This window comes from Asaia sp. A2 (assembly GCF_057319415.1).
This window is the reverse complement of sequence record NZ_JBXWTO010000002.1, coordinates 1-22,497: the sequence shown is the minus strand read 5'-3', so window position 1 is coordinate 22,497 and position 22,497 is coordinate 1. Positions and strand designations below refer to the sequence as shown.

16 protein-coding genes and 1 tRNA gene are annotated in these 22,497 nt (G+C 59.6%); 9 read left to right on the top strand and 8 right to left on the bottom strand.

The genetic code is table 11. The annotated features are described in order from the left end of the window. Nucleotides 1–32 precede the first annotated feature (32 nt). Together ffh and ACWNRM_RS02400 are read right to left on the bottom strand one after the other, a co-directional pair. A complete protein-coding gene (gene ffh / locus ACWNRM_RS02405; RefSeq protein WP_485169340.1) occupies nucleotides 33–1,430 on the bottom strand; it encodes a signal recognition particle protein in 1,398 nt (465 codons plus the stop codon). A 324-nt stretch (nucleotides 1,431–1,754) separates the two neighbouring features. Next, a complete protein-coding gene (locus tag ACWNRM_RS02400) occupies nucleotides 1,755–2,270 on the bottom strand; it encodes a Spy/CpxP family protein refolding chaperone (protein ID WP_485169339.1) in 516 nt (171 codons plus the stop codon). A 555-nt stretch (nucleotides 2,271–2,825) separates the two neighbouring features. Here ACWNRM_RS02400 and ACWNRM_RS02395 point away from each other — a divergent pair. Together ACWNRM_RS02395 and ACWNRM_RS02390 are read left to right on the top strand one after the other, a co-directional pair. Further along, nucleotides 2,826–4,139, top strand: a complete 1,314-nt coding sequence (locus ACWNRM_RS02395) for an ABC transporter substrate-binding protein (RefSeq protein WP_485169338.1) — start codon at nucleotides 2,826–2,828, stop codon at nucleotides 4,137–4,139. A 152-nt stretch (nucleotides 4,140–4,291) separates the two neighbouring features. Beyond that, the gene (locus tag ACWNRM_RS02390) at nucleotides 4,292–5,947 is read left to right on the top strand and encodes a glycoside hydrolase family 13 protein (RefSeq protein ID WP_485169337.1); all 1,656 of its coding nucleotides are present in this window, start codon (nucleotides 4,292–4,294) and stop codon (nucleotides 5,945–5,947) included. A gap of 122 nt (nucleotides 5,948–6,069) precedes the next feature. Here the strand turns inward: ACWNRM_RS02390 and ACWNRM_RS02385 are convergent, their stop codons facing one another. The 5 genes from ACWNRM_RS02385 to ACWNRM_RS02365 form a co-directional block, all read right to left on the bottom strand. Continuing rightward, the gene (locus ACWNRM_RS02385; RefSeq protein ID WP_485169336.1) at nucleotides 6,070–7,563 is read right to left on the bottom strand and encodes a UdgX family uracil-DNA binding protein; all 1,494 of its coding nucleotides are present in this window, start codon (nucleotides 7,561–7,563) and stop codon (nucleotides 6,070–6,072) included. Then, nucleotides 7,560–8,792, bottom strand: coding sequence for a putative DNA modification/repair radical SAM protein (locus tag ACWNRM_RS02380; protein ID WP_485169335.1), 1,233 nt, complete (start codon nucleotides 8,790–8,792; stop codon nucleotides 7,560–7,562). The genes ACWNRM_RS02385 and ACWNRM_RS02380 overlap by 4 nt, the downstream gene beginning before the upstream one ends. A gap of 94 nt (nucleotides 8,793–8,886) precedes the next feature. Continuing rightward, nucleotides 8,887–11,445 (bottom strand): HWE histidine kinase domain-containing protein, encoded by a 2,559-nt coding sequence (locus ACWNRM_RS02375; protein ID WP_485169334.1) that lies wholly within the window; start codon nucleotides 11,443–11,445, stop codon nucleotides 8,887–8,889. Beyond that, nucleotides 11,438–12,013, bottom strand: a complete 576-nt coding sequence (locus ACWNRM_RS02370; RefSeq protein ID WP_485169333.1) for a biliverdin-producing heme oxygenase — start codon at nucleotides 12,011–12,013, stop codon at nucleotides 11,438–11,440. The genes ACWNRM_RS02375 and ACWNRM_RS02370 overlap by 8 nt, the downstream gene beginning before the upstream one ends. 479 nt (nucleotides 12,014–12,492) lie before the next feature. Next, nucleotides 12,493–13,464, bottom strand: a complete 972-nt coding sequence (locus tag ACWNRM_RS02365) for a 3-hydroxyacyl-CoA dehydrogenase family protein (protein WP_485169332.1) — start codon at nucleotides 13,462–13,464, stop codon at nucleotides 12,493–12,495. Nucleotides 13,465–13,607: 143 nt separating this feature from the next. On the opposite strand from ACWNRM_RS02365, the gene ACWNRM_RS02360 reads away from it, so the two are divergent. The 7 genes from ACWNRM_RS02360 to ACWNRM_RS02330 all read left to right on the top strand — a co-directional run bounded on the left by ACWNRM_RS02360 (nucleotide 13,608) and on the right by ACWNRM_RS02330 (nucleotide 21,745). Beyond that, a complete protein-coding gene (locus tag ACWNRM_RS02360; RefSeq protein ID WP_485169331.1) occupies nucleotides 13,608–14,570 on the top strand; it encodes a LysR family transcriptional regulator in 963 nt (320 codons plus the stop codon). A 161-nt stretch (nucleotides 14,571–14,731) separates the two neighbouring features. Continuing rightward, on the top strand, nucleotides 14,732–15,685 hold the full coding sequence (locus ACWNRM_RS02355; RefSeq protein WP_485169330.1) for a LysR family transcriptional regulator: 954 nt from the start codon (nucleotides 14,732–14,734) through the stop codon (nucleotides 15,683–15,685). Between the two features lie 70 nt (nucleotides 15,686–15,755). Next, nucleotides 15,756–16,742, top strand: a complete 987-nt coding sequence (gene denD / locus ACWNRM_RS02350) for a D-erythronate dehydrogenase (RefSeq protein ID WP_285533394.1) — start codon at nucleotides 15,756–15,758, stop codon at nucleotides 16,740–16,742. Nucleotides 16,743–16,811: 69 nt separating this feature from the next. Then, nucleotides 16,812–18,176 (top strand): MFS transporter, encoded by a 1,365-nt coding sequence (locus ACWNRM_RS02345; RefSeq protein ID WP_485169329.1) that lies wholly within the window; start codon nucleotides 16,812–16,814, stop codon nucleotides 18,174–18,176. 67 nt (nucleotides 18,177–18,243) lie between these two features. Further along, entirely contained in the window at nucleotides 18,244–19,176 is a 933-nt protein-coding gene (locus tag ACWNRM_RS02340) for a sugar phosphate isomerase/epimerase family protein (RefSeq protein ID WP_122049355.1), read from the top strand. A gap of 119 nt (nucleotides 19,177–19,295) precedes the next feature. Beyond that, complete coding sequence (locus ACWNRM_RS02335; RefSeq protein WP_485169328.1) at nucleotides 19,296–20,606, top strand: MFS transporter; 1,311 nt, start codon at nucleotides 19,296–19,298, stop codon at nucleotides 20,604–20,606. After that, the gene (locus tag ACWNRM_RS02330) at nucleotides 20,600–21,745 is read left to right on the top strand and encodes an alpha-hydroxy acid oxidase (RefSeq protein WP_485169327.1); all 1,146 of its coding nucleotides are present in this window, start codon (nucleotides 20,600–20,602) and stop codon (nucleotides 21,743–21,745) included. Before ACWNRM_RS02335 ends, ACWNRM_RS02330 begins: the two co-directional genes overlap by 7 nt. A 631-nt stretch (nucleotides 21,746–22,376) precedes the next feature. Here ACWNRM_RS02330 and ACWNRM_RS02325 read toward each other — a convergent pair. Further along, a tRNA-Met gene (locus ACWNRM_RS02325) sits at nucleotides 22,377–22,453 on the bottom strand. Nucleotides 22,454–22,497 lie beyond the last annotated feature (44 nt).

Here is a 22,497-nt window from a genome sequence, read left to right as displayed (position 1 = left end):
TCGTAAACTATGTGAAATCATGCCGGATGGGGTTAGCGGCGCGGGCCACCAAAGCCACCGCCGGGCCGCCCGCCGGGAGCACCGCCCGACATGAGACCGGAAAGCATCTGTTTCATGCCACCGAGGCCCATCTTGCTGATGCGCTTCATGATGGTGGACATGTCGTCAAACTGCTTGAGCAACTTGTTGACCTCCTGAACCGTCGTGCCGGAACCGGCAGCAATACGCTTCTTGCGAGAGGCCTTGATGATCGAGGGCGTCTTGCGCTCGTCCTTGGTCATTGAAGAAATGATGGCCTGATGGCGCCGGAAGATCGAGGTATCGAGATCCTGATCGCCAAGCTTGTCCTTCAGCTTGCCCATACCGGGCAGCATGCCGACGATACCGGAGATGGAACCCATCTTGCCGATCTGACGCAGCTGCGAGGCATAATCGTCGAGGTCGAACTTGCCCGCCATCATCTTCTTGGCGACGCGTTCGCTCTCTTCATGGTCGAGCGTCTCGCTGGCCTTCTCGACCAGCCCGGCGATATCGCCAAGGCCGAGAATACGACCGGCCACGCGCTCGGGATAGAAATCGTCCAGCGCCTCAAGCTTTTCGCCCAGACCCACCAGCTTGATAGGGGCGCCGGTGATGGCGCGCATCGACAGCGCCGCACCACCGCGCGCATCGCCATCCATACGGGTCATGACGACACCGGTGATGCCAACCGCCTCGTTGAAGCGCTGCGCGGTGTTCACCGCGTCCTGACCCGTCATGGCATCGACCACGAGCAGCGTTTCGACCGGACTGGTCGCATCGCGTACGTCGCGCACTTCCTGCATCAGGGCTTCGTCGATCGACAGACGACCTGCCGTATCGAGAATGACGACATCATAGCCTTCGCGACGGCCCGTCTCGAGAGCGCGCTTTGCAATCTCGACAGGCTGCTGACCGGCGATGATAGGAAGCGAGCCCACGCCGACGCGCTCCGCCAGCTGCTGAAGCTGAAGCTGCGCGGCAGGACGCTGCACGTCGAGCGAGGCCAACAGAACGCGCTTGCGCTCACGGGTCAGAAGGCGCAGGGCAATCTTGCCCGATGTCGTGGTCTTGCCGGAGCCCTGAAGACCGACCATCAGGACGGGCACCGGCGCCGCAGCAGCAAGGTTCAGCGGCACATTGCCCGCACCGCCAAGCGCCTCGATCAAGGCGTCATTGACGATTTTGGCAACGGCCTGACCGGGAGAAATGCTCTCCAGCACCTCCGTTCCGACGGCCTTTTCCTTGACCTTGTTGACGAAGTCACGCACGACGGGCAGCGCCACGTCGGCATCCAGCATGGCCAGACGCACTTCGCGCATCGCCTCGGCAACATCCGCCTCGGACAGCCTGCCGCGCTTGGACAGACCCTCAAATACACCGGAAAGTTTGCCAGAAAGCGTGTCGAACACGTGGAACCCTTATAAGCAACAGAAAGACGCCACTGCGCGAGCCTTCGCGGGGTGGCGTTTCAAATCTGGACAGGGAGCTAAAGGGGTATCGCGGCAAAGTCAAGGCAAAACCTGCCCTGCGCCCGCCTGCCCTCGTTTCGGCATCATGATGACAGAAAAAGGGGCAGGCAGGACAGCGATCTGCCCCACCCGCCCCTCTTCTTCCCGGTCACACCATCAATCAGGCCGCCCGACGCACACAGGGTGAGCAGCAGTGATCGTCGTAGACCCGACCTTCAGGGGCGGCTACCCGCCCCCTCGGCAGCACCTCGCGGGGTTGCGGAATCAGGGTGCGTCGTCGTCATCCTTGTCGGCGGCGCCCTTTACATGGGGGGGACGCAGCAGATCACGGATCTGGCCTTCAAGCGCGTCGAGCTTGTCCTGCGTCACGCGGGCCTTGTCGACCTGCTCGGGTGTCAGAACATCGTGGATAGCCACGGCATCGGCGGCCATCGCCTCTTCATCCTTGGCGTTGAGCGCCTCCTTCTGCTTGATCAGCCCATCGAGTTTCGCCTTGTCGACAGGCCCCTTGGCAAGAAGCAGGGCGCCAATCTGGGTATCCAGATCACGACGCTGGTGCATTGCCTCGCGACGATCCTGACGATGGGCATGCATGAGGGCATGGATCTTGTCGCGCTGCTCCTTCGTCAGATCCACGCCGCGCAGCATGCCCATCAGCGGCGGGGGCATCATCATGCCCATACGGCCCGGCGGCGGGGGAACGGGACCAACAGGACCGGAAACCGGAGGATGTGCATAGGCAAGAGCCGCAAGAGAAGGCGCGGCAGCGAGTGCCAACATGCAGAAAGTTTTCTTCGAGATCATGCTCGTCATCTTCCTATATTTGTGAAGACACCAAGAACGATGTCCTTGACCTCCGTATTAGCAAGAAGAATGCGGAGAACTAGGTCGAAAGCACTACAGATTGTATGAATTGTTACAGAGCCTCTACCGCCCACACCGCAAGGCGCAACCTGCCAATGCCTGCCCACCCCACAAGGCACGGACACGCATAACACATTCATGTTACAGACTTGTCATCTTCTTGTTAATTTTCTGAAAGGATGACAGCGTGTGCCGACGCGTTTCCTCAAGGAATGGGACGCAGGAACCCGAACGCCAGAAGTTACGTGATCCATGCTCAGGCATCATACCGACCCCGCTACCCACAGCCTTGATATCACCCTGCCCTGTTTGCGGTGCCCTGAACACCGGTCAGCGGGGAACGCCTGTTACATTTAAGCCGCCCCCTTGCGGAATATGGCTCCGCCTGTCCCGCATGGCAGACATCTTTGCTGCCAGCCAGAGTCCACAATAGCGCCTTACCTCACCAGAGTTTTTCCAAGGACAGCCCATATGAAGAAATCCCTGCTTCTGGCCAGCGCCGCCCTCGGGCTGGGACTTGGCGCCCAGGCCAAGGCCGATACGACCCTGACGATTGCGACCGTCAACAATGTGCAGATGATCGAGATGCGCAAGCTGTCGAGCGTGTTCGAGAAAGCGCATCCCGATATCCATCTGAACTGGGTCACGCTTGAGGAAAACGTGCTGCGTCAGCGCGTGACGACCGATATTGCCACCCATGCCGGTCAGTTCGATATCCTCACCATCGGCAATTACGAGGTTCCGCTCTGGGCGAAGCAGGGCTGGCTCTACAAATTCGATAATCTGTCTGCGGCCTACGACCTGCCGGACATCATCGCGCCCGTACGTGAGAGCGTGAGCTACGAGGGCAAGGTCTATGCCCTGCCCTTCTATGCCGAGAGCGTCATGACGCTTTACCGCAAGGATCTCTTCGCCAAGGCCGGGATCACGATGCCCGAAACGCCAAGCTGGGATCAGATACGCGACTTTGCCGCCAAGACGACCGACAAATCGACCGATACCTATGGCATCTGCCTGCGCGGCAAGCCGGGCTGGGGCGAAAACATGACGGTGGTCACCACCATGGTCACGAGCTTTGGCGGCCAGTGGTTCGATATGAGCTGGAAGCCGACGCTCAATACCCCAGCCTGGCATAACGCCATCACCTATTACAGCTCCATTCTCAGGCAATTTGGCCCGCCGGGTGCCAGTGCAAACGGGTTCAATGAGAACCTGTCCCTCTTCGCCACAGGGCATTGCGCCATCTGGGTCGATGCCACCAGTGCAGCGGGTACGGTGTTCGACCCCAAGCAGAGTTCTGTGGCTGACAAGGTCGGTTTTGCCTCTCTGCCCACCGGCAGCTTCAAGGGTGGCCCGACCTGGCTCTGGTCGTGGAACCTTGCCATTCCGGCATCGTCCACCCACGCCGAGGCCGCCAGCACCTTCATCCAGTGGGCGACCTCCAAAGAGTATATCCAGCTTGTGGCGAAGACGGATGGCTGGGTGAATATTCCCCCCGGGACGCGCAGCTCGTCCTACCAGTCTGCTGAATACCAGAAGGTCGCGCCGTTCTCTTCTTTCGTGCTGAAGGCCATCGAGAGCTCGAACCCCTCTGGCCAGACGGCCCAGCCGCGCCCCTATGTCGGGGCACAGTTTGTCGATATCACCCCGTTCCAGGGCATCGGCACGCAGGTTGGCCAGACAATCGCCTCTGTTCTGGCAGGCTCAACCACTGTTGACGCTGGCCTCTCAGCCGCCAATGCCGCCACCAATCGCGTCATCCGTCAGGCGGGGTATCAGAAGTAAGTCGTCCTCGCCTTTTACCCGACGGCGATTGATCTGAAATCTGCAATCCACCCATCCTGCGGGGTGGGTGGATCAGTGCAATTTAGTGTGACTGACCCAACCCGGCTGCCCGCCAGATGTTTCCTGAGACTAATCTCGTGGAAAACAATGCGATGTCTCAGAACGGTTCAAATCCTGTCTGGTGGAAAGACGCGGTTATCTACCAGGTCTATCCACGCTCATTTGCAGACTCCAATGGTGATGGCATTGGCGATCTGCCAGGCATCATCAGCCACATGCCTTATCTCGAAAATCTCGGGATCGACACGTTGTGGATCTCGCCCTGCTTCCAGTCCCCTCAGGGGGACGCGGGTTACGACATTTCCAATTATCGAAAGATCGACCCGATTTTCGGCACGGTCGATGACTACGAGGCGCTGATCAAGCAGGCGCATGATCATGGTCTGCGCCTCATTGCCGACATGGTGCCCAACCATACCTCGGATCAGCATGTCTGGTTCAAGGAAGCCATGGCTTCCGAGCCCGGCAGTGTCGCCCGTGCGCGTTATCTGTTTCGTGACGGCAAGGGAGAGAATGGCGATGAGCCACCCAATAACTGGCAGAGCGTCTTTGGCGGGATCGCCTGGACACGTGAACCTGAGCGCAAGGACGGCAAACCCCGGCAATGGTATCTGCATCTGTTCGACAGCTGTCAGCCCGACCTGAACTGGGACAATCCCGAAGTCCGCACGGAATTCGAGTCCGTGTTGCGCTTCTGGCTGGATCGCGGTGTCGACGGCTTCCGCATTGATGTGGCTCACGGCCTGATCAAGAAAAAAGGCCTTCCGCCCTATACCGAGCGCGCCACGATGGTGGGCGAGGATGACGACAAGACCCCGAGCGACGCCCCCATGTGGGACCGCGACGGCGTGCACGAAATCTATCGCAGCTGGCACAAGCTTCTCGCCAGCTACCCCGGTGACCGGATGCTGGTTGCCGAGGCCTGGGTCAAGCCGCTTGCACGCCTTGCACGCTACGTCCGGCCCGACGAGATGCAGCAGACGTTCAACTTCGACTATCTCCTCTGTCGCTGGAACGCTGCCAAGTATCGGGAAATCATCACCGACTCCCTCGAGGCCATGCACGAGGTCGGCGCCATAACAGCATGGGTCATGTCCAACCATGACACCGTACGCCATGCCTCGCGGATGGGACTGAAGGACGCCGGCGCACGCCCGCAGGGAATCGACGCGGCCCATGAGCAACCTGACGAGGCGCTGGGCCTGCGCAGGGCGCGGGCCGTGATCTTCATGACGCTTGCCCTGCCTGGTTCAGCCACGTTGTATCAGGGAGAAGAGCTTGGCCTGCCGGATCACACCACGCTGGACCGGAAGTACCGGCAGGATCCCGCCTTTTTCCGCACCGAAGGCAAGGAGATCGGTCGCGATGGCTGCCGTATCCCCCTGCCGTGGAGCGACAAGGGGCCATCGCTTGGCTTCAATGAGACAGGCAAACTCTGGCTGCCCCAGCCCGATCACTACAAGAACTATGCGGTCTCGGTAGAGGAAAAGGACCCTGACTCAACACTCGCGCTCTATCGCGCACTGCTCGCCGAACGCAAGGCCGCCGGACTGGGTCATGGTGAGCTCAGTTGGGCAGAGGAGCGCAGTAACGTGGTCGAGTTCACGAATGGCCCGATCCGCGTCGTACTGAACTGCGGCAGCGATGCCGTCTCCCTTCCAGAGGGCGACATAATTTTGGTCAGCCACCCTGTCGAAGAGCCGGGCCTCCTGCCGGGTAATGCCGCAGCCTGGATGCGCGACGCGTAGGGAAACTGAAGCGCTCGGGAAGCAGTATGGCCCCAGCGTCAATACGGTGAACAAGTTGAGGGGCGCGATGACGGTTGTCAGGCGCCTTTGAACTCCAACAGGAACCCGCCGGGAAAGGCGGGCTACGTGGCTGCCTGCTGCGCACGGAGCCAGTCGCGTGCGATCGCAAGTTCCTGCCTGAACCGGGCTTCCTCCTCCCGCGCACGCTGCGGATCCGGGAGGCGAAGCAGATAGGACGGGTGGATGGTAGCAAGGGTTGGGGGGCGCAGGCCATTGGCGCTACGCACATGCCCCCGGCTTGCACCCAGCCTCGCACTCTTCCCCTCCAGTGACTGCAAGGCGGTTGCACCCAGCGTGACGATGAGCTTTGGCTGGACCAGGGCAATCTCCTGACGAAGCCAGTCCGAACAGGCGACGATCTCGGTTCTGTCCGGGGTCTGGTGAATCCGCCGGCGGCCTTTCGAGACAAATTTGAAGTGCTTGACCGCATTGGTCATCCAGACATTCTCGCGCTCGATGCCAACAGTTGCAAGAACACGGTCAAGGACCTGTCCGGCCGGGCCGACAAAAGGCTTGCCCTGCAAATCCTCCTGATCGCCCGGCTGTTCCCCGATCAACATGAGGGATGCGTTCTCGGGCCCGATACCGGGCACCACCTGCGTCGCATGACGGCACAATGAGCAGCGCTGGCAGCGCTCCAGAGCCGTCGCCAGCGCCGGAAGCCCCGTCAGGTCAGCCTCTGCTGCCCTGACCTCCTCCGCCTTGCGCTGCCATTCCGCCTGATGGCGCTCATGAAAACCGGGGGCTGTTCCATCATTCTGCAAGGCGACCATGGCCGCCACGCGGTTTTCAGCATTGGCGAGCATCGACGGGATCAGTCGTGTCTCGGGAAGATTCTTCCAGTATTTGGTTGGCATTTCCGAGCGCATCGCCTTTGTCTTGATGCGCGCTGGGTTGAAGATCGACTGATAATAACGATGCCACAACGTTTCGACATCGTCTTTCAGGTCCGGCGGCTCGCACGGCGTGCTCTCATGGACTGCCTTGCCGTTCTCGAAGAGGATCGATCCGATTGGCGTCAGAATGAGCCAGTCCATGTCCGAAAAGCGTTCGGCAAAGAACGGGGCCACCGTCTCAAGAATATAGTGCTCTGGCTCGAACCAGGCGATAAAACGCCTGCGCGTCCCCTCTTCTGCGCTATCCTCCCGAAAACGCAGGAACGCCTTCATCTTGTGCGCGTCGCGACGGATCTGATGGTCCATACGTGCGGCCTCACGCACATCCGGATCTGTCGCGATTGCAGGGAGTGCGGGCTCTGTCTGGAGCCGCCACAACAGGCGATAGGCAAGGGCGAAACGCTTTGGATCGCGGTACCGCAGGATCGAACGAAGCATGGCAAGGCCTGCCTTGCTGACATGCGCGCCCGAATGGGTCGGGCTGTCAGCGGTCGGCTCTAACGCAGCAACCGCCTCGGCGGCCCCAAACAGCTCCGGCTGGTCCACGTCAGGACTGACCCATTCGATGTCGTCCGGCCTCAGCCCCTGTGATAATGCAGCCCTTGCCGTGCTGCGCCACTGTTCAAACCCGGCATCCGCCGGGAGAGAAATCGACTTCACAGCAAGCTCAATTGCTGCGGCTGCGGGCGGAATGATGCCGCAAGATTTTCCTTGTCGATCAGACGACCGGGCGACCAATCCGCTGTTACCACAAAAGGTTTGATCTTGCGCAGGGACACGTTCAGACGCTCCACATCTTCCAGCCTGATGATCCGGTGACGGCGCGCCGAAAGCAGGGCACCGACGCTCCGCGGACCAAGGCCCGGTACGCGCAACAACATTTCACGGCTGGCACGGTTCAGATCGAGTGGGAACTGCGCGCGGTTTTGCAGAGCCCAGGCAAGCTTCGGGTCAAGCTCCAGATCGAGCATGCCATCCTGCCGTTCAGCAACGATCTCCTCGAAGGAGAACCCATAGAACCGAACCATCCAGTCCGCCTGATACAGGCGATGCTCCCGCAGGAGCGGGGGAGACTGGGCAGGCAAGGCCACCGAGGCATCGGGGATGGGGCTGAAAGCCGAATAATAGACACGGCGCAGCGCATAACCGGAATAGAGCGAGGCACTGCTGCGCAGGATATCGCGATCGGTCGATTTATCGGCTCCGATGATCATCTGTGTGCTCTGGCCACCCGGCGCAAACCGTCTTGGCTTGCGACCGCTCAGTGTCTTGTCGCCTGACTCCTGAATACGCAGGCGTAGCGCGCCCATGCTCTGCCGGATATGGCCCGCATCCTTCTCAGGCGCATAAGCCGCCAATCCGGCATCGGTCGGCATTTCCACGTTGATGGAAAGGCGGTCTGCATAGAGACCGGCTTCTTCAATGAGATGCGGTGCCGCATCGGGAATTGTCTTGAGGTGGATATAGCCGTGGAAATGGTGGACGAGACGCAGTTCGCGCGCCACACGTACCATTTCCTCCATCGTATAGTCGGAGGAACGGATGACGCCTGAAGAGAGGAACAGACCCTCGATATAGTTACGCCTGTAGAATTCGAGCGTAATCCAGATGATTTCCTCGACTGTGAACCGCGTGCGCTCGATTTTCGACGATGAGCGATTGATGCAGTAAGCGCAGTCATAGATGCAGAAATTGGTCATCAGGATCTTGAGCAGCGAGATACAACGCCCGTCAGGCGTGTAGGCATGGCAGATCCCGTTCGGCGCCTTCGAGCCCAGCCCTTCCTCGCCCGGTTTCTTCTTCGAACGCGCGCCGCTGGATGCGCAGGACGCATCGTATTTGGCGGCATCGGAGAGAATTTCCAGACGTGCGGCGAGGGTCTTTTTCATATACCCGAAATGGGCATCGAGCAGGAACAAGTCAAGAACGTCAAAGCGCCGCAAAGAGCGTTATTTCTCGCTCACTGCGTTCTCTGACGGCACGTCAGCCCTCTTTCTCCTTGGGCAATACGCGAAGCAGTTCCTGTACAGCATTTTTGATGGCGTAGGGTTTGCGCAGAACCGGCACATCCCTGAACTCGCTGGGGATCATGGTACGATCTGCGTACCCCGTGGCGAAAATGAAGGGCACCCCCTTCTTGCGCAGGAGCGTTGCCACCTCGTGCGAGTTTTCCTTGCCGAGATTGAAATCGAGCAGCGCCACATCCGGACAGCGCTCCTTGATGGCCTGCAGAGCCTCATAAACAGAGGAGACGGTTCGGATATGACGCACGCCATATGTGCTCAGTGCTTGCTCCGTCTCCATTGCAATTAGCAGCTGATCCTCAACCAGAAGCACCCGGGTTGCATGCAGGCGCTCGGTCTGCGCCGAATCAACCGCAGGGACGAATTCAGCCTCCGGTACTGTAGCCGTCTCGGCCACCAGAACAGCATGGCGTACCGGGAACGTCAGACGGATGAATAGCCCCTCGGGACGAAATTCTCGCGTTGCGGTCCCGCCAAGTTCATGTGGTATCGCCCGCTCAAGGAGAATGGAGCCAAAGCCATTTCCCTTTGGAGGGCTAACCTTGGGTCCCCCCATTTCGGTCCACTCCAGAACCCAGCAGCCTGCGGGCTCATCAGCAAACCAGGTGATGCGCAGATTACCGCCCGAAACAGACAAGGCCCCGTATTTTGCAGCATTGGTTGCAAGCTCATGCAAGGTCAGAGCTGCCACCGAGAGCGCAGGGCCGGACAGCCAGAGATTGGGCCCATTGAGGACAACCGCAGAAGGCTGGTGACGATAGGGCTCCAGCTCGGCCTCAAGCAGTGTACGCAGCAATCCGCCACCATCCGTACGCGCCACCTGGTCATGAGCGCTGGCCAACGCCTTGATACGCCCACGCAGGATCTCGACATATTCCTCGATCGTGCGTTCTGCAGAAACGGGCCGCCCGATTAGGGATTGCACCACCGCCAGAATATTCTTCACTCGATGGTTGAGTTCCTCATTGAGCATACGCTGACGCAGATCTGCGTCAGCGCGCTCGGAAAGCTGCTGTTGGTGGTAGACGCCCATCACCTCGATCAGGGCCGAGCGCAACTGTGCCGCCGCCTCGATATCGAAGCTCGACCAGGGAAGGCACCGCTCATGCACCTGCTCTTTCCAGATGGCAAAACTCTGGCGCGGCGTCAGGCGCGGGCCGTGCGGCCCATGCTGGTAGGTCTTTTTTGGATCCCCACCCCAGTTGATTGTCTGTACAATTTCGCGACGGAAAAGAAAAACATAGTTCTGGGGCTGGGGTGAGATCGGAATGATCAGCACGCCAGCCACCTGCGCCGTGTGCGCCGCAATCCAGGGATGATCCTTGACCAGATGATCAGACTGCCAGATCTGCGTTACAGCTTTCGTGCGGGCCAGATCCACAAAGCGCTCCTGCACCTCAGGAGGCGCCGAGATACCATGACCCGTCCACTCATTGTCGATCCAGATCGCAATACCATCTGACTGGATGAGCGGTGCCAGACGACCGATTTGCCCACGCAGATATGCGGGCATGTCTGAAACGGACGCGGCATTGCGCAGCACGCTCTCGATAAGCCCGTGCGTCCGTTCTGCCACCTGAAGACGCGTCGTCTTGAGAATGACGATGACCTGAAGCGCAAAAAATTCGGCAAACATCTGCACCACGGCCCGCTCGGCAATCGGCAGTACCCGCGGCGCATAGTGATGGCACGCGATCATGCCCCACAGAGCACCATCGATGACAATCGAGATCGACATGGAGGCGCGGACCCCCATATTGGTCAGATACTCGCAATGGATGGGAGAAACGCTTCGCAACTGCCCCAGCGACATGTCGAGCGGCGCCAGCCCCTGCCCTTCAATCAACGGAACGGGAGTGAATTTGACATCGCCGATCATGCGAATGGGTGAACGGCGGTAGAGCTCCCGCGCCTGTGCGGGGATGTCGGCGCTTGGAAAATGCTGTCCCAGAAAGCTCTCAAGGGTAAGCGCCCGCGCTTCGGAAACGACTTTCCCGGACCAGTCATCGGCGAAGCGGTAGACCATAACGCGGTCATATTCGAGCAAACCGCGCATGAGCATGGTCACAACATCAAACAACCGCGTGATGTCGGTTGTCTTGCGCACACGGTCCATCATGCCGTGCAACTGCGTCAGGAACTTGGTCGCACGATGCGTCGGCGCTGCGGGCTCGCATTCGAGTACCACCTCACCGTTGACGATATGCACCGCCATATCAAAATACAGATCCGGACCAAGAGCCTGGTTGAGCAGGAAGACAGGCCTTCGTTGCGTCACGCTCAGCGTCAGGCCATTGCGAATGTCATGAATGACATCAGCACCGAACAGGGCAATCAGATCAGATCCAACACCAAGCTGCTGATGGCAGAGCATTTCGGCCGTATTGGCAGAGTGCCGTAATACAACGAAATCACTGATGGTGCAGGTAATCAGACACCCATGAGGCTGGATGCTCCCCGGGATGTGGATCGGCTCGCGATCGCAACTTGTCAGATCGACCTGACCAAATTCAGCCATCGACTTTTTCCTCAGCGCGGTCGACCCTTGTCACGGCGTCGCGCGCGTGACGAAACAGAGCGGCCGCCGCACGCCCCGCTTCAATGTCATCGAATTCGGGAGCCTTTTCCAGAAGAGCCAGAAACCTGCGCCAGTTTTCGGGCGCTGCCGTTTGCTCGGCCAGATGACTGGCTCCATACGCCGCATCAAACCCCAGGGCAGCCGCACGGCGCGCAATTATTTTTGCGCCCAGTGCAGACCCTTCGAGGGTATAAAGCATCCCCAGAAGTTCCGATTCCGTGACCGGGGGCTCAACGGGTGTCAGACAAGGCCGGGCAATCCCGAGCTGCCGCAGATCCTGATCAAGCGTGTGCTGCATGCGAACCGGGCGCCAACCCTCGAACCAGTCTGGATAGCGCTGCGCAGCGAGCGACGCTTCGGTGGAAAGACGAAATCCGGCGATACCAGCCAGATAGCGCCGATACTCGCGCGCGGTCGTGAGATCGCCAATCAGGTGATCGAGCTGCTCATGCGCTTCATGCACATGCCTGCGCAGCGCTGCACGACGGGGGTTTTCAGCCCTCAGCACGGCAATCCCGAAAAGCTCACCCTATCAGACATGATCTCGAAGTTCCGTTCCGCCAACGTGAATGATTGTCCATTTAAATCACTCTGTAGCGCAATGTAAACTCGCAGTTTCTCCCCAAAAACCATGAAATCGTTTTTAAAAGATATTTGTAAGTATAAAGTTAAATCAATTCCTATGCCGTAAATAAATCGTTCATATCAGTAAACCTTTATGCTCGCTCGGACATCCTCCGGACCGATCACCTTGGGGCTATTGACGGCCTGTAGTTTGACTGGTCACGCGCAGGCAGCACATATGGTGGCGAACAGAGAGTAGTGGCAAGACAAGGGGTCTTTTTCCAAGCGTTCTACTTCCCGGCCTGTGCCCCTTATGTTCTACATGCTCTGGCGTAGCGCCCTACCTCCCCGACATCGCCGCGCACGGCGTGGGGCCGACATGCCGTCCCACGCCTGCCGCTCAAGGGCTCCGAGCGTCAGCATTCATTTCTTCTCAAGAGGCGACGGTCCGAGCTCACGCAGCAGCTCCGCCATCTTGGCATAGGCCTTGTTCCGGTAGGCAACGAGCGCTGCCGCCTCCTCCGGCGTATATTGTCCGTAATATCCCGCGCCGTTCTTCACCCCGTATTTGCCCTCGGCCACGAGCTTCTTCACCGTGTCGGGACATGAAAGACGCTCGCCAAAGGCGTTCTCGGCCGTCACGAAACCATTCACATACACTTCCAAACCCGCCATGTCGGCAATAGCGAAAGGCCCGAAAAATGGCAGGCGGAAGCCGAAAGTGGAGCGCACGATCGTGTCCACATCCTGCGGCGTAGCAATCCCTTCTTCAACAATAGTGTTCGCCTCCTTGAACAGCACATATTGCAGGCGGTTCAGCACGAAGGTCGGGCGGTCCGCCACCTCGGCTGACTGGCGATTGACACGGCCCAGCATCTCCTTGACCGTTGCCACGACCTCCTTTGTCGTTTCCACACCCGATACAAGCTCGACACCCGGAATGAACGGGGCCGGATTGCTGAAATGCACCGTGAGAAAACGGGCCTGCCCTGTCACAAACGGGGCAAGCACGTGCACAGGAATGGTGGAGGTGTTGGTCCCGATAATGGCATCGGGCCGCGCCGCTGCGCTGATGCGCCCCAGGACCTCTTTCTTGACGTCTTCACGCTCGAAAACGGCCTCTTCGATGAAATCGACGTCGCGCACAGCCTCCTCGATCGAGGAGGCTGTGGTCAGGTTGGTCATGATACGATCATAGCTGCCCGGCAGGATGAGTCCCTGATCCTCAAAGGCGCGCGCCTCACCCAGCAGGCGTTCATGCGCACGCTGGGTAGCCTCGGGCGAAATATCAGCCAGCGTGACACGCATACCGGCCGCCGCCATGCTTTGCGCAATACCGCCGCCCATATAGCCCGCACCGATGACAGCAGCGCTTCTGATTGTCTGAACGGCCATGATATTTCCTCACGATCATTTTGATGGACGCTGGAAACGGGATGTTCCAGCGATGTCGTGGACGTAGAAATATTCACCCGGAACGGGGAGCGTCCAATACTCGTATCGATACGATCCATACCTATTTTAATATGAAACTTGCCATGTCACATTCCCATCTTGGCCCGTTCTGGTTCATCGCGTCGCGTCTCAAGCTTCGGCATCTGCAACTTCTCGCGGCTTTTTCGCGCCACTCGACGCTGTTGGCCGCGGCCGAGAGCCTTGGCATGGCCCAGCCTGCCGCTTCCAAACTCATCGGCGATCTCGAGGAGTTGATGAAAATCCGGCTGTTCCGGCTGGAGGGGCGACGGATGATCCCCACCTTTGCAGGCGAGGTCCTGACCCGCCATGCGCTGGTCATGCTCGATGAACTCGAGCGTACCCGCGTTGAACTGAACGCCCTTGTCGATGGCAGGATTGGCCATGTCTCGATTGGCGCCATCGATGGCCCGGTGGTGCAGTCACTCGCCGACATGCTGCGCATCGCGCAGGACGATTATCCTGCAATCGAGCTCGAAATACGCAGTGGCCCAAGCGACAGTCTTTTCCAGATGCTCATTGATGGACAGATCGACATCATGCTGGGCCGTCGCCCCGTTATTCCGTCGGCTCATCCTGTGAGCTACGAGGAGATTGCGTCAGAGCAACTCGTTGTCGCAGCAGCTCCAGACCATCCGCTCGCTGTTTCAGGGCCGCACACGCTCGAAACCCTGTCTCAATTTCCCTGGATTCTCCAGCGTCGCGGCAGCCGGTCGCGCCAGCGCCTAGAGGAACTCTTTCTCGAGCGCGAACTGCCCCTGCCAACCCGCATCGTCTCGTCGGATTCCTGGATGATGACACTCGCCTACATCACCCGCAGCCAGGCGCTCACCCTGCTTTCGGCCCCGGCCGCCGCCCTGCAATCGGATTTCGGCCAGATCGCAATTCTGCTGATCGATTTTTCCTTCAATGTCGCCCCGTGGGGGATCATGACCGTGCGCGAACGCGCGCCAACTCCGGCAGCGCTCACCGTCATGACACTCCTGCGCCAGTGCATGCCTCAGATACCGCTGAGCCCGCAGGACTAGGTGCGCCCGTATCATGACATCAACGATCAAGCCCCGGCTGTTGCGCGCGACATAGCGGATGATTCAGCAATCGTCACGGCGCAAGAATGCTTCTGAAACCCTATGCGCGCCCCTGAGCCCCAGCGGCTGTCCACTCGATATGTGACGCGGATATCCATCTCATGACCGCCCATTCTCTCATCAACCGTCTCAAGCTGCGTCATCTCCGGCTCATTCTGGAGCTTGAGGCAACCAATAACCTGCACCGCGCTGCCGAGCGGATGAATCTCTCCCAGCCTTCGGTATCCAAGCTGCTGCAGGAAGTCGAACACGCGCTGAACACACGTCTTTTCGAGCGCTCGTCACAAGGCGTATTTCCCACCCCAAGCGGTGTTCTGGCCGCGCGCCATGCCCGCCTGATGCTCAATGATATCGACAGGCTCCAGCTCGATATGAACGCGATGCAGGAAGGGACCTATGGCACGGTGCGCGTGGGCTCGATTGTGGCCGCCCTGCCCGATATCATTTCGCCCGTCTTTGCTCGCATCGCCCAGACACAGCCCGGCATCAGTCTCTCACTGACCATCGATACGAGCGATGCCCTCTTGCTGGGTATGGAAACCGGTCGTCTCGACTTCGTCATTGGGCGTGCGCTCAGTTTGCACGGCCCGATGGCGCTCGATTGCCGTGAGCTCGCCCAGGAGCCGCTTTGCGTCGTGACCAGCATTCATAACCCGATGCCCGACCCCGGCACCCTGACGCTGCAGGACGTCGCGAACGAAAAATGGATTCTCCAGACTGCGCCAAGCCCCATGAGACGGGCGATAGAAGCCGCATTCACCACGGCGCTCCTGCCCTTGCCCGCTCATCCCATCGAAGCGTCATCGATGTTCGCGACCATCGACCTGTTGCTCCATTCCTGCCTGCTGGCAGTCATCCCTTGCAGCGTGAGCCAACATTACGAAAAAGCGGGGCTCATACGCCGTCTTTCAGTCGCCATGCCGGATTTCCTCGGGCCATTCTCGCTCATCAGCCAGCCAGGACGACCGCTTTCTCCCGCGGCACAGCTGGTATTCAGCGCTATAGAGCGTGAGTCGATCAGAATTCCTGATCGCCCAGTTCAATCTTGCTTCTAGCGCACCATTAACTTTCGGATAGTTTTCGTTCATCTCAATTCGGCTCTGTCCGAACGAAAAGGTGACACAGATGCATATCCTCGTCATTGGCGCCGCAGGCATGATCGGGCGCAAATTCACTGAAAGCCTGGTCGCGAATCCCCTTCCCGGCACGGACGGCCCCGAAATCCTGACGCTCGCGGATGTGGTCGCACCTTCAGCGCCAGCCGGGTTCTCGGGACGATGCGAAACCATGACATGCGACCTCACCCAGCCTGGCGCCGCCGACCGCCTATTGAGCGGTCGCCCCGACATCATCTTCCATCTCGCTGCCATTGTGTCTGGCGAGGCCGAAGCCGATTTCGAAAAGGGGTACAGCGTCAATCTCGATGGGACACGGGCGCTATTTGAGGCCATTCGCCATCATGGCGCGCGTGAGGGCTGGAAACCTCGCGTTGTCTTTGCCTCATCCAACGCCGTCTTCGGCGGTGACTTTCCCGATGTCATTCCCGATGACTACATTCTGACACCGCAAACCAGCTACGGCACGCAAAAGGCCATGGGCGAATTGCTGCTGGCCGATTACCGCCGCAGGGGGATATTCGATGGTATCGGCCTGCGTCTGCCGACCATCTGCGTCCGCCCCGGCAAACCGAACCGCGCGGCCTCCGGGTTCTTCTCCGGCATCATACGCGAGCCGCTGGTCGGGCTTGAGGCAACTCTGCCCGTGCCTGACACCACACGCCACTGGATGACGAGCCCTCGTTCAGCTGTGCAATTCCTGCGTCATGCCGCAGTGCTCGATCTGAACCGGCTGGGCGAGCGACCCAATCTCTCACTGCCCGCCCTGTCGATCACGGTGGGAGAACAGATTGCCGCCCTGCGCCGCGTTGCCGGAGAAAAAGCCGTGGCGCTTATCCGCCGGGAGCCCGACGAGGCCATAGCTCGCATCGTGGCCGGATGGGCCAGAGGCTTTGACCCGAGCCGGGCCCTTTCGCTGGGTTTCACGACCGAGCAGAGCTTCGATGAGATCATCCGGGCTCACATCGAGGACGAACTCGCAGGGCGGATTGCCTGACCCTCTCTTCCGCCTGACCAGCATCGCGCCAGTCTCACAAGACTGGCGCGAGCGAGGAGCACATGCACCATGAGCCCCGATCAGAAAACAAGTCCGCGCGCCGAAGCGCCTTCGCAAGACACCCTGCGCGCCCGAGCAACCGGCAAGGCCTTTGCCAAGCTGCTGCCCTTCCTCATCCTCATGTATATCGTGGCCTTTCTGGACCGGTCGAATATCTCATCGGCCAAACAGGCGCTGCAAACCGATGTCGGCGTTTCGGATGCCATGTTTGCCTTCGGTGCAGGCGTCTTCTTTGTCGGTTATGCCCTGTTCGAAATCCCGAGCAATCTCATTCTCTATCGCGTTGGGGCCAGACGCTGGATGGCCCGCATCATGGTGACATGGGGGCTTGTCTCGGCCGCCATGATGTTCACCCAGGGCAATCTGTCCTTTGTGCTGCTGCGTACGCTGCTGGGCGTGACAGAGGCCGGCTTCTTTCCCGGCATCATGCTCTATCTGACATTCTGGTTTCCCGAAAAAGAGCGCACCCGCGTCCTGGGCGTGTTCTATTTCGGCTATCCGCTTGCGATGACCTTCGGCAATCCGCTCTCGGGTGCGCTGTTTGGTCTTGATGGCGCCTTCGGTCTTGCCGGATGGCAGTGGATGTTCCTGCTCGAGGGCGGACTGGCCGTAGCGATGGGGATCGCCACCTATTTCGTGCTGCCCGACAGGCCGCAGGACGTCAAATGGCTGACGACGGAAGAGAAAGCCACGCTCTCAACCGTCCTCGAACGCGAGGCCGCCAGCAAGGCTGGGGCGACGGGCCACAGTGTCAGACTGGGTGCCCTGCTCCATTCCACCAAGCTGCTTCAGTTTCTGGCGCTTTATATGGTGATGCAGATTGCCAGCTATGGCGTGGTTTTCTACCTGCCCGAGCAGGTCTCGACCATCCTGCATGAGAAAATCGGGCTGCGTGTCGGGCTGGTCAGTGCCATTCCCTGGGCCTGCGCCATTCTCTCCACCTATGTCGTCACGAAACTTGTCCAGAAGCACGATGCCCCGCGCTCCGGGCTGCTGGGCTGCCTCGCGGCGGCGGCGATCGGGCTTGTGATATCAGGCTCTGGCTTCGGCCCTGTCGCTCTGATCGGTCTGTGCATTGCCGCAGCGGGCGTTGTCACGGTGCAGGCCGTATTCTGGAATTTCCCGCTTGCCCATTTCACCGGGGTTCAGGCTGCTGGCGCGATCGCGCTTATCAATGCGCTGGGTAATCTCGGCGGGTTCGCCGCCCCGAACATCCGAAGCTTTGCCACAGGGTTCTGGCACACCCCCATGGCCGGACTTTACGCCGTCGCCCTGTCCGGCGTGGTCGGGCTTGTCATCGCCGCGTTCCTGCCCCGCAACAACAACGCCGAGCAAACGCCACCTCATCACCCCCGGCATCGCCCTGTGCACTAAGCGCCCTCGCGCGCGCCTTGCCCGATGTCAGGGCCTCTCGCCTTCCCTCATCATAAAGGAACCGACCATGTCGACCACCTATGATCGCACCAACTGGCCCATCGCTGCCGCCATGATCCAGTATGCCAATATCCTGCCAGATGGATCGAGCGTGCAGGACCAGACGCCGGAGCAATGGGCCGCCACGCTGTCTGAAGTGACTGATGCAGGATTTACGGAAATCGACCCCACAGATTCCTGGATACGCCTCGCCGATCTGCCGGAAGCCCGCCTGAAAATCTTCGCCGATCTCGTCCGGGAAGCGGGCCTGACCATGCCGGGCCTTTCCACCGCACGGCGCTCGGTCATCGATCCCGAGGCTGGCGACGAGAATCTGGCCTATAGCCACAGGGTGATCGACACAGCGGCCCGACTTGGCATTGCTGAAGTCTCCTTCGGCCTCTTTTACCCCCTTACGCCCCCGCAAAAGGCGGCGCTCTGGTTCTGGACAGCGCAGGGCAGCGTCAATCCCGATGACCCGTCCGTATGGAAGAAAGCGGTCGATCGCATCCGCGAACTTGCGCGACATGCCCAGGAAGTCGGGGTCGGTCTGTCGCTTGAGATGTATGAGGATACCTATCTGGGCACGGCAGACAGCGCGGTACGCTTCGTACAGGATGTCGATCATCCTTCAGTGGGCATCAATGCCGATCTCGGCAATCTGGTCCGGCTGCACCGCCCTGTCGAGCACTGGGCCTCAATGATGCAGAAAGTCGCACCGTTCGCCCGCTACTGGCACGTCAAGAATTACTACCGCACGGAAGACGCAACCACCGGCATGGTCGTCACGGCCCCGGCACCCCTAGAATTCGGGGTGATCAGCTATCGCGCGGCCATCAAGATGGCCCTCGCCCATGGTTTCAAAAGCGCCTTTCTGGTCGAGCATTACGGCGGTGACGGCCTGAGCGTCAGCGCTACCAATCGCGAGTATCTGCGTCGGGTTCTACCCCGCAAGGCCTGAACCCTCCCCCTCATCTGCGGGCCCAACCGTTTCGGGCCTGCAGAGAGCTGCGCGCTCATCCGGCCCAGCCTGTCTGCCACACTGACACTCCTTTCCTCCCTCATGATCGGAGAGAGATCATGCCCCGACTTCGCTGGCTAATGATCATCCTCTGCTTTGCTGCCACCACCATCAATTATATCGACAGAGCAACAATCGCGATTGCCGCCCCGTTCATGGCCCGCGAACTGCATATCGATCCGGCTGTCCTTGGCGTTATTCTGGGTGGGTTCTTCTGGACCTACGCATTCATGCAACTGCCATTCGGCATGATCGTGGATCGGGTGGGGGTGCGCTCTGCCTATGCTTTTGCCGTAATCTGGTGGTCCGTCTGCACGGCTCTGACAGCGCTTGTTCGCGGCCCCTTGAGTATATTGGGGCTCAGACTGGCGCTTGGCGTCGGTGAGGCCGGCAGCTATCCCTCCAATGCCAAGGTCGCATCGCTCTGGTTCCCCAAGGCGGAACGAGGCCTTGCAGCCGGCATATTCGATAGCGGTTCCCGCGCTGGCGCGGCTCTCTCGATGCCTGTCGTGGCGCTGCTCATCGCATGGCTGGGATGGCGTCTCGCCTTTGTGGCGGCAGGAGCACTCGGGCTTGTCTGGGTCGCAGTATGGTTTGGTCTCTATCACGACCCGGATGCCCATCCGAGGGTCAGCGCAGACGAGCTTGCGCGCCTGAGAGCCGCCCAGCCACCAGCCCTGAAAGCCCCTCCCGGTAGCTGGAAAGCCCTACTGAAACATCGCTCCGTCTGGGGTATGATGCTCGGCTTCTTCTGCGCCAATTTCGTATTCTATTTCTTCGCTACCTGGTTTCCGAGCTACCTCGTTTCAGCCCACGGGTTTTCGCTCAAGGATCTCGGGCTGATCGGCATGATCCCGGGTGTCATCGCCATTCCGGCTGCCTGGCTCGGAGGATGGTCATCCGATCGCCTCCACCATCATGGGTGGAGCCTTACTGCCGCACGCAAAACCTGCCTCGTTGGCGGATTGCTTCTCTCATCGGTCATTGCCCTGACCGCCTTCGTGACCGAGACATGGCTTTGCATCACGCTCCTCTCACTTTCGTTTGGGGGCATTGCCTTCACTGGTGCGAATATCTGGTCGCTGCCGGCCGACCTCGCCCCCAGCCCGGACCTTGTTGCGACACTTGGTGGGATGCAGAACAGCGCGGCCAATATTGCCGGTATCGTGATTGCGAGCTTCACGGGGCTGATGGTCAGTCTGACCCACGGTTCATTCCTTGTTCCGCTTTGCGCAACCGGGTTCTTCGGCCTGCTCGGGGCGCTGTCCTATCTCTTTATTGTCGGCCCCATTGCCCCTCTCCCGCTGGACAAAGGATCCGAGGACGCAAGAGCGCAACAGCCTATAAACGTGAGACATGAGCCATGCTGAAATCTGCCTCGTCTATCCTGAACCTCAACGATTTCGAGCGTCTTGCAAAGCGGCATCTGCCACGCGCGATTTTCGGCTATGTCGCTGGCGGAGCTGATGACGGCGCTACGGTCCGGCATAACCTCGCGGCGCTGGCTCGGATCAAAACAATCCCGCGTGTCCTGCGCGACGTGTCCTCATGTAGTCAGAAAATCACGCTGTTCGGTCAGGAGTACGCCAGCCCGTTCATGATCGCACCGATGGGCGCCTCAGCCGTCGTTGGCTATGATGCGGATAATGCCATGGCCCGCGCGGCCAGGGCGGCACGCATACCCTACGTTCTAAGTGCAAACGCCATCACGCCCATGGAGGAAATCGGACGGTCCTATCCGGGATGCTGGTTTGCCGGGTATCAAAAGCCCGACGAAGACAACATTCAGCATATGGCCGCTCGTGTCGCCGATGCGGGTTTTTCCGCGTATATGCTCACAGCCGATGTCGCTGTCGGGTCGAACCGGGAGAATAACAAGCGCAACGGCTATACAATGCCATTCAGACCGACCGCACGCCTTGTAGCGGATATGATCGGTCATCCTTCCTGGCTCTACAAAACGGGATGGCGCACGTTGCAACAACGCGGGATTCCCGCAATCAGCAATATCGACCCGGTTGCCAGACCCTCGATTTTTTCACGCGAGATCAATGCTGTAACGGGTTATCCGGGCTTCAGCTGGAAGCATGTCGAGATGCTGAGGCGTCACTGGAGAGGCGCACTCATCATAAAGGGTATTCTCTCCCCCTATGATGCGCGGCTAGCCAGGGAACTTGGCGCCGATGGTATCGTCGTATCCAATCATGGCGGGCGACAGCTCGACTGTGCAGTCTCTCCGATTGATGTGCTCAGCGCGGTAAAGGCTGAAAGCGCGGATATGACCGTGCTGGTTGATAGTGGCTTTCGACGTGGCACGGATGTGATCAAGGCCCTGATGCGTGGCGCTTCAGCGGTGCTTGTAGGCCGCCCCTTCCTCTATGCTGCCTGTCTGGGTGGTGAGGCGTCGATCCGTCATGCAATCGGTCTTTTGCAGCGTGAAGTGCACACAGACATGTCGCTAATGGGCGTGAGTTCGTGCGAGGCATTGCGTGACGAGATGTGCATCTGATCGGGGCGGTAGGAGGAGAATATTGTACGTCTAGGCTCAGGCTTTTCCTCCGATCTGTGCTGCGGCCAGACTAAAGCCCGCACGAAATCAGGTGACGTTCGAGGCGACGGTCTATAGGCGGACATAGGTTTGTCCCGGAAGATTATGTCTGCCGACGCGGCCAGCCAGACGCTGGTGACTGACACATGGTCCCCGCCTTTATCAAAATGATTTCGGATGGCCCAAGCGACGGGCTGATGAGTAAGACGATCATAAGAGCGGATGAGCACTTGGATCATCTTTCTCGTCTGGATCTACCTCTCTGCTCTCCCTCGCCCCTATCGAGGCCGTCACCGCGGATCTGTCGACCTAAAAGACCAGTCTGTCCCATGACTGGCGCTGCGTGTGCCGGGTGGCGCACGCACAGACATATCTTTGGAGGGACCCCAGTGTGAGTTATGCACGAGAGCACGAGAGCACGAGAGCACGAGAGCACGAGAGCACGAGAGCACGAGAGCACGAGAGCACGAGAGCACGATGGAAGACGAACTGATTGTGCTGTCAAATGCGGGCTTTGTGTGTGAAGCCTGGAACGTGAAAAACGCCTCGTGCTGTGAGGCTGAGGCGTTGCGTGAGGATTTGTATAGGATTTTGGTTGCGGGGGCAGGATTTGAACCTGCGGCCTTCAGGTTATGAGCCTGACGAGCTACCGGGCTGCTCCACCCCGCGAGGGTGTTGGGGTGTATTTTGTGGGGTGGATCAGGGGACCTGGC

What these genes read in the sequence shown, in the direction of transcription:
- ACWNRM_RS02400 (WP_485169339.1), bottom strand. Translation starts at nt 2,270, where the DNA reads ATGTTGGCACTCGCTGCCGCGCCTTCTCTTGCGGCTCTTGCCTATGCA.
- ACWNRM_RS02395 (WP_485169338.1), top strand. Translation starts at nt 2,826, where the DNA reads ATGAAGAAATCCCTGCTTCTGGCCAGCGCCGCCCTCGGGCTGGGACTT.
- ACWNRM_RS02390 (WP_485169337.1), top strand. Translation starts at nt 4,292, where the DNA reads ATGTCTCAGAACGGTTCAAATCCTGTCTGGTGGAAAGACGCGGTTATC.
- ACWNRM_RS02380 (WP_485169335.1), bottom strand. Translation starts at nt 8,792, where the DNA reads ATGAAAAAGACCCTCGCCGCACGTCTGGAAATTCTCTCCGATGCCGCC.
- ACWNRM_RS02375 (WP_485169334.1), bottom strand. Translation starts at nt 11,445, where the DNA reads ATGGCTGAATTTGGTCAGGTCGATCTGACAAGTTGCGATCGCGAGCCG.
- ACWNRM_RS02365 (WP_485169332.1), bottom strand. Translation starts at nt 13,464, where the DNA reads ATGGCCGTTCAGACAATCAGAAGCGCTGCTGTCATCGGTGCGGGCTAT.
- ACWNRM_RS02360 (WP_485169331.1), top strand. Translation starts at nt 13,608, where the DNA reads ATGTCACATTCCCATCTTGGCCCGTTCTGGTTCATCGCGTCGCGTCTC.
- ACWNRM_RS02355 (WP_485169330.1), top strand. Translation starts at nt 14,732, where the DNA reads ATGACCGCCCATTCTCTCATCAACCGTCTCAAGCTGCGTCATCTCCGG.
- denD (WP_285533394.1), top strand. Translation starts at nt 15,756, where the DNA reads ATGCATATCCTCGTCATTGGCGCCGCAGGCATGATCGGGCGCAAATTC.
- ACWNRM_RS02345 (WP_485169329.1), top strand. Translation starts at nt 16,812, where the DNA reads ATGAGCCCCGATCAGAAAACAAGTCCGCGCGCCGAAGCGCCTTCGCAA.
- ACWNRM_RS02340 (WP_122049355.1), top strand. Translation starts at nt 18,244, where the DNA reads ATGTCGACCACCTATGATCGCACCAACTGGCCCATCGCTGCCGCCATG.
- ACWNRM_RS02335 (WP_485169328.1), top strand. Translation starts at nt 19,296, where the DNA reads ATGCCCCGACTTCGCTGGCTAATGATCATCCTCTGCTTTGCTGCCACC.
- ACWNRM_RS02330 (WP_485169327.1), top strand. Translation starts at nt 20,600, where the DNA reads ATGCTGAAATCTGCCTCGTCTATCCTGAACCTCAACGATTTCGAGCGT.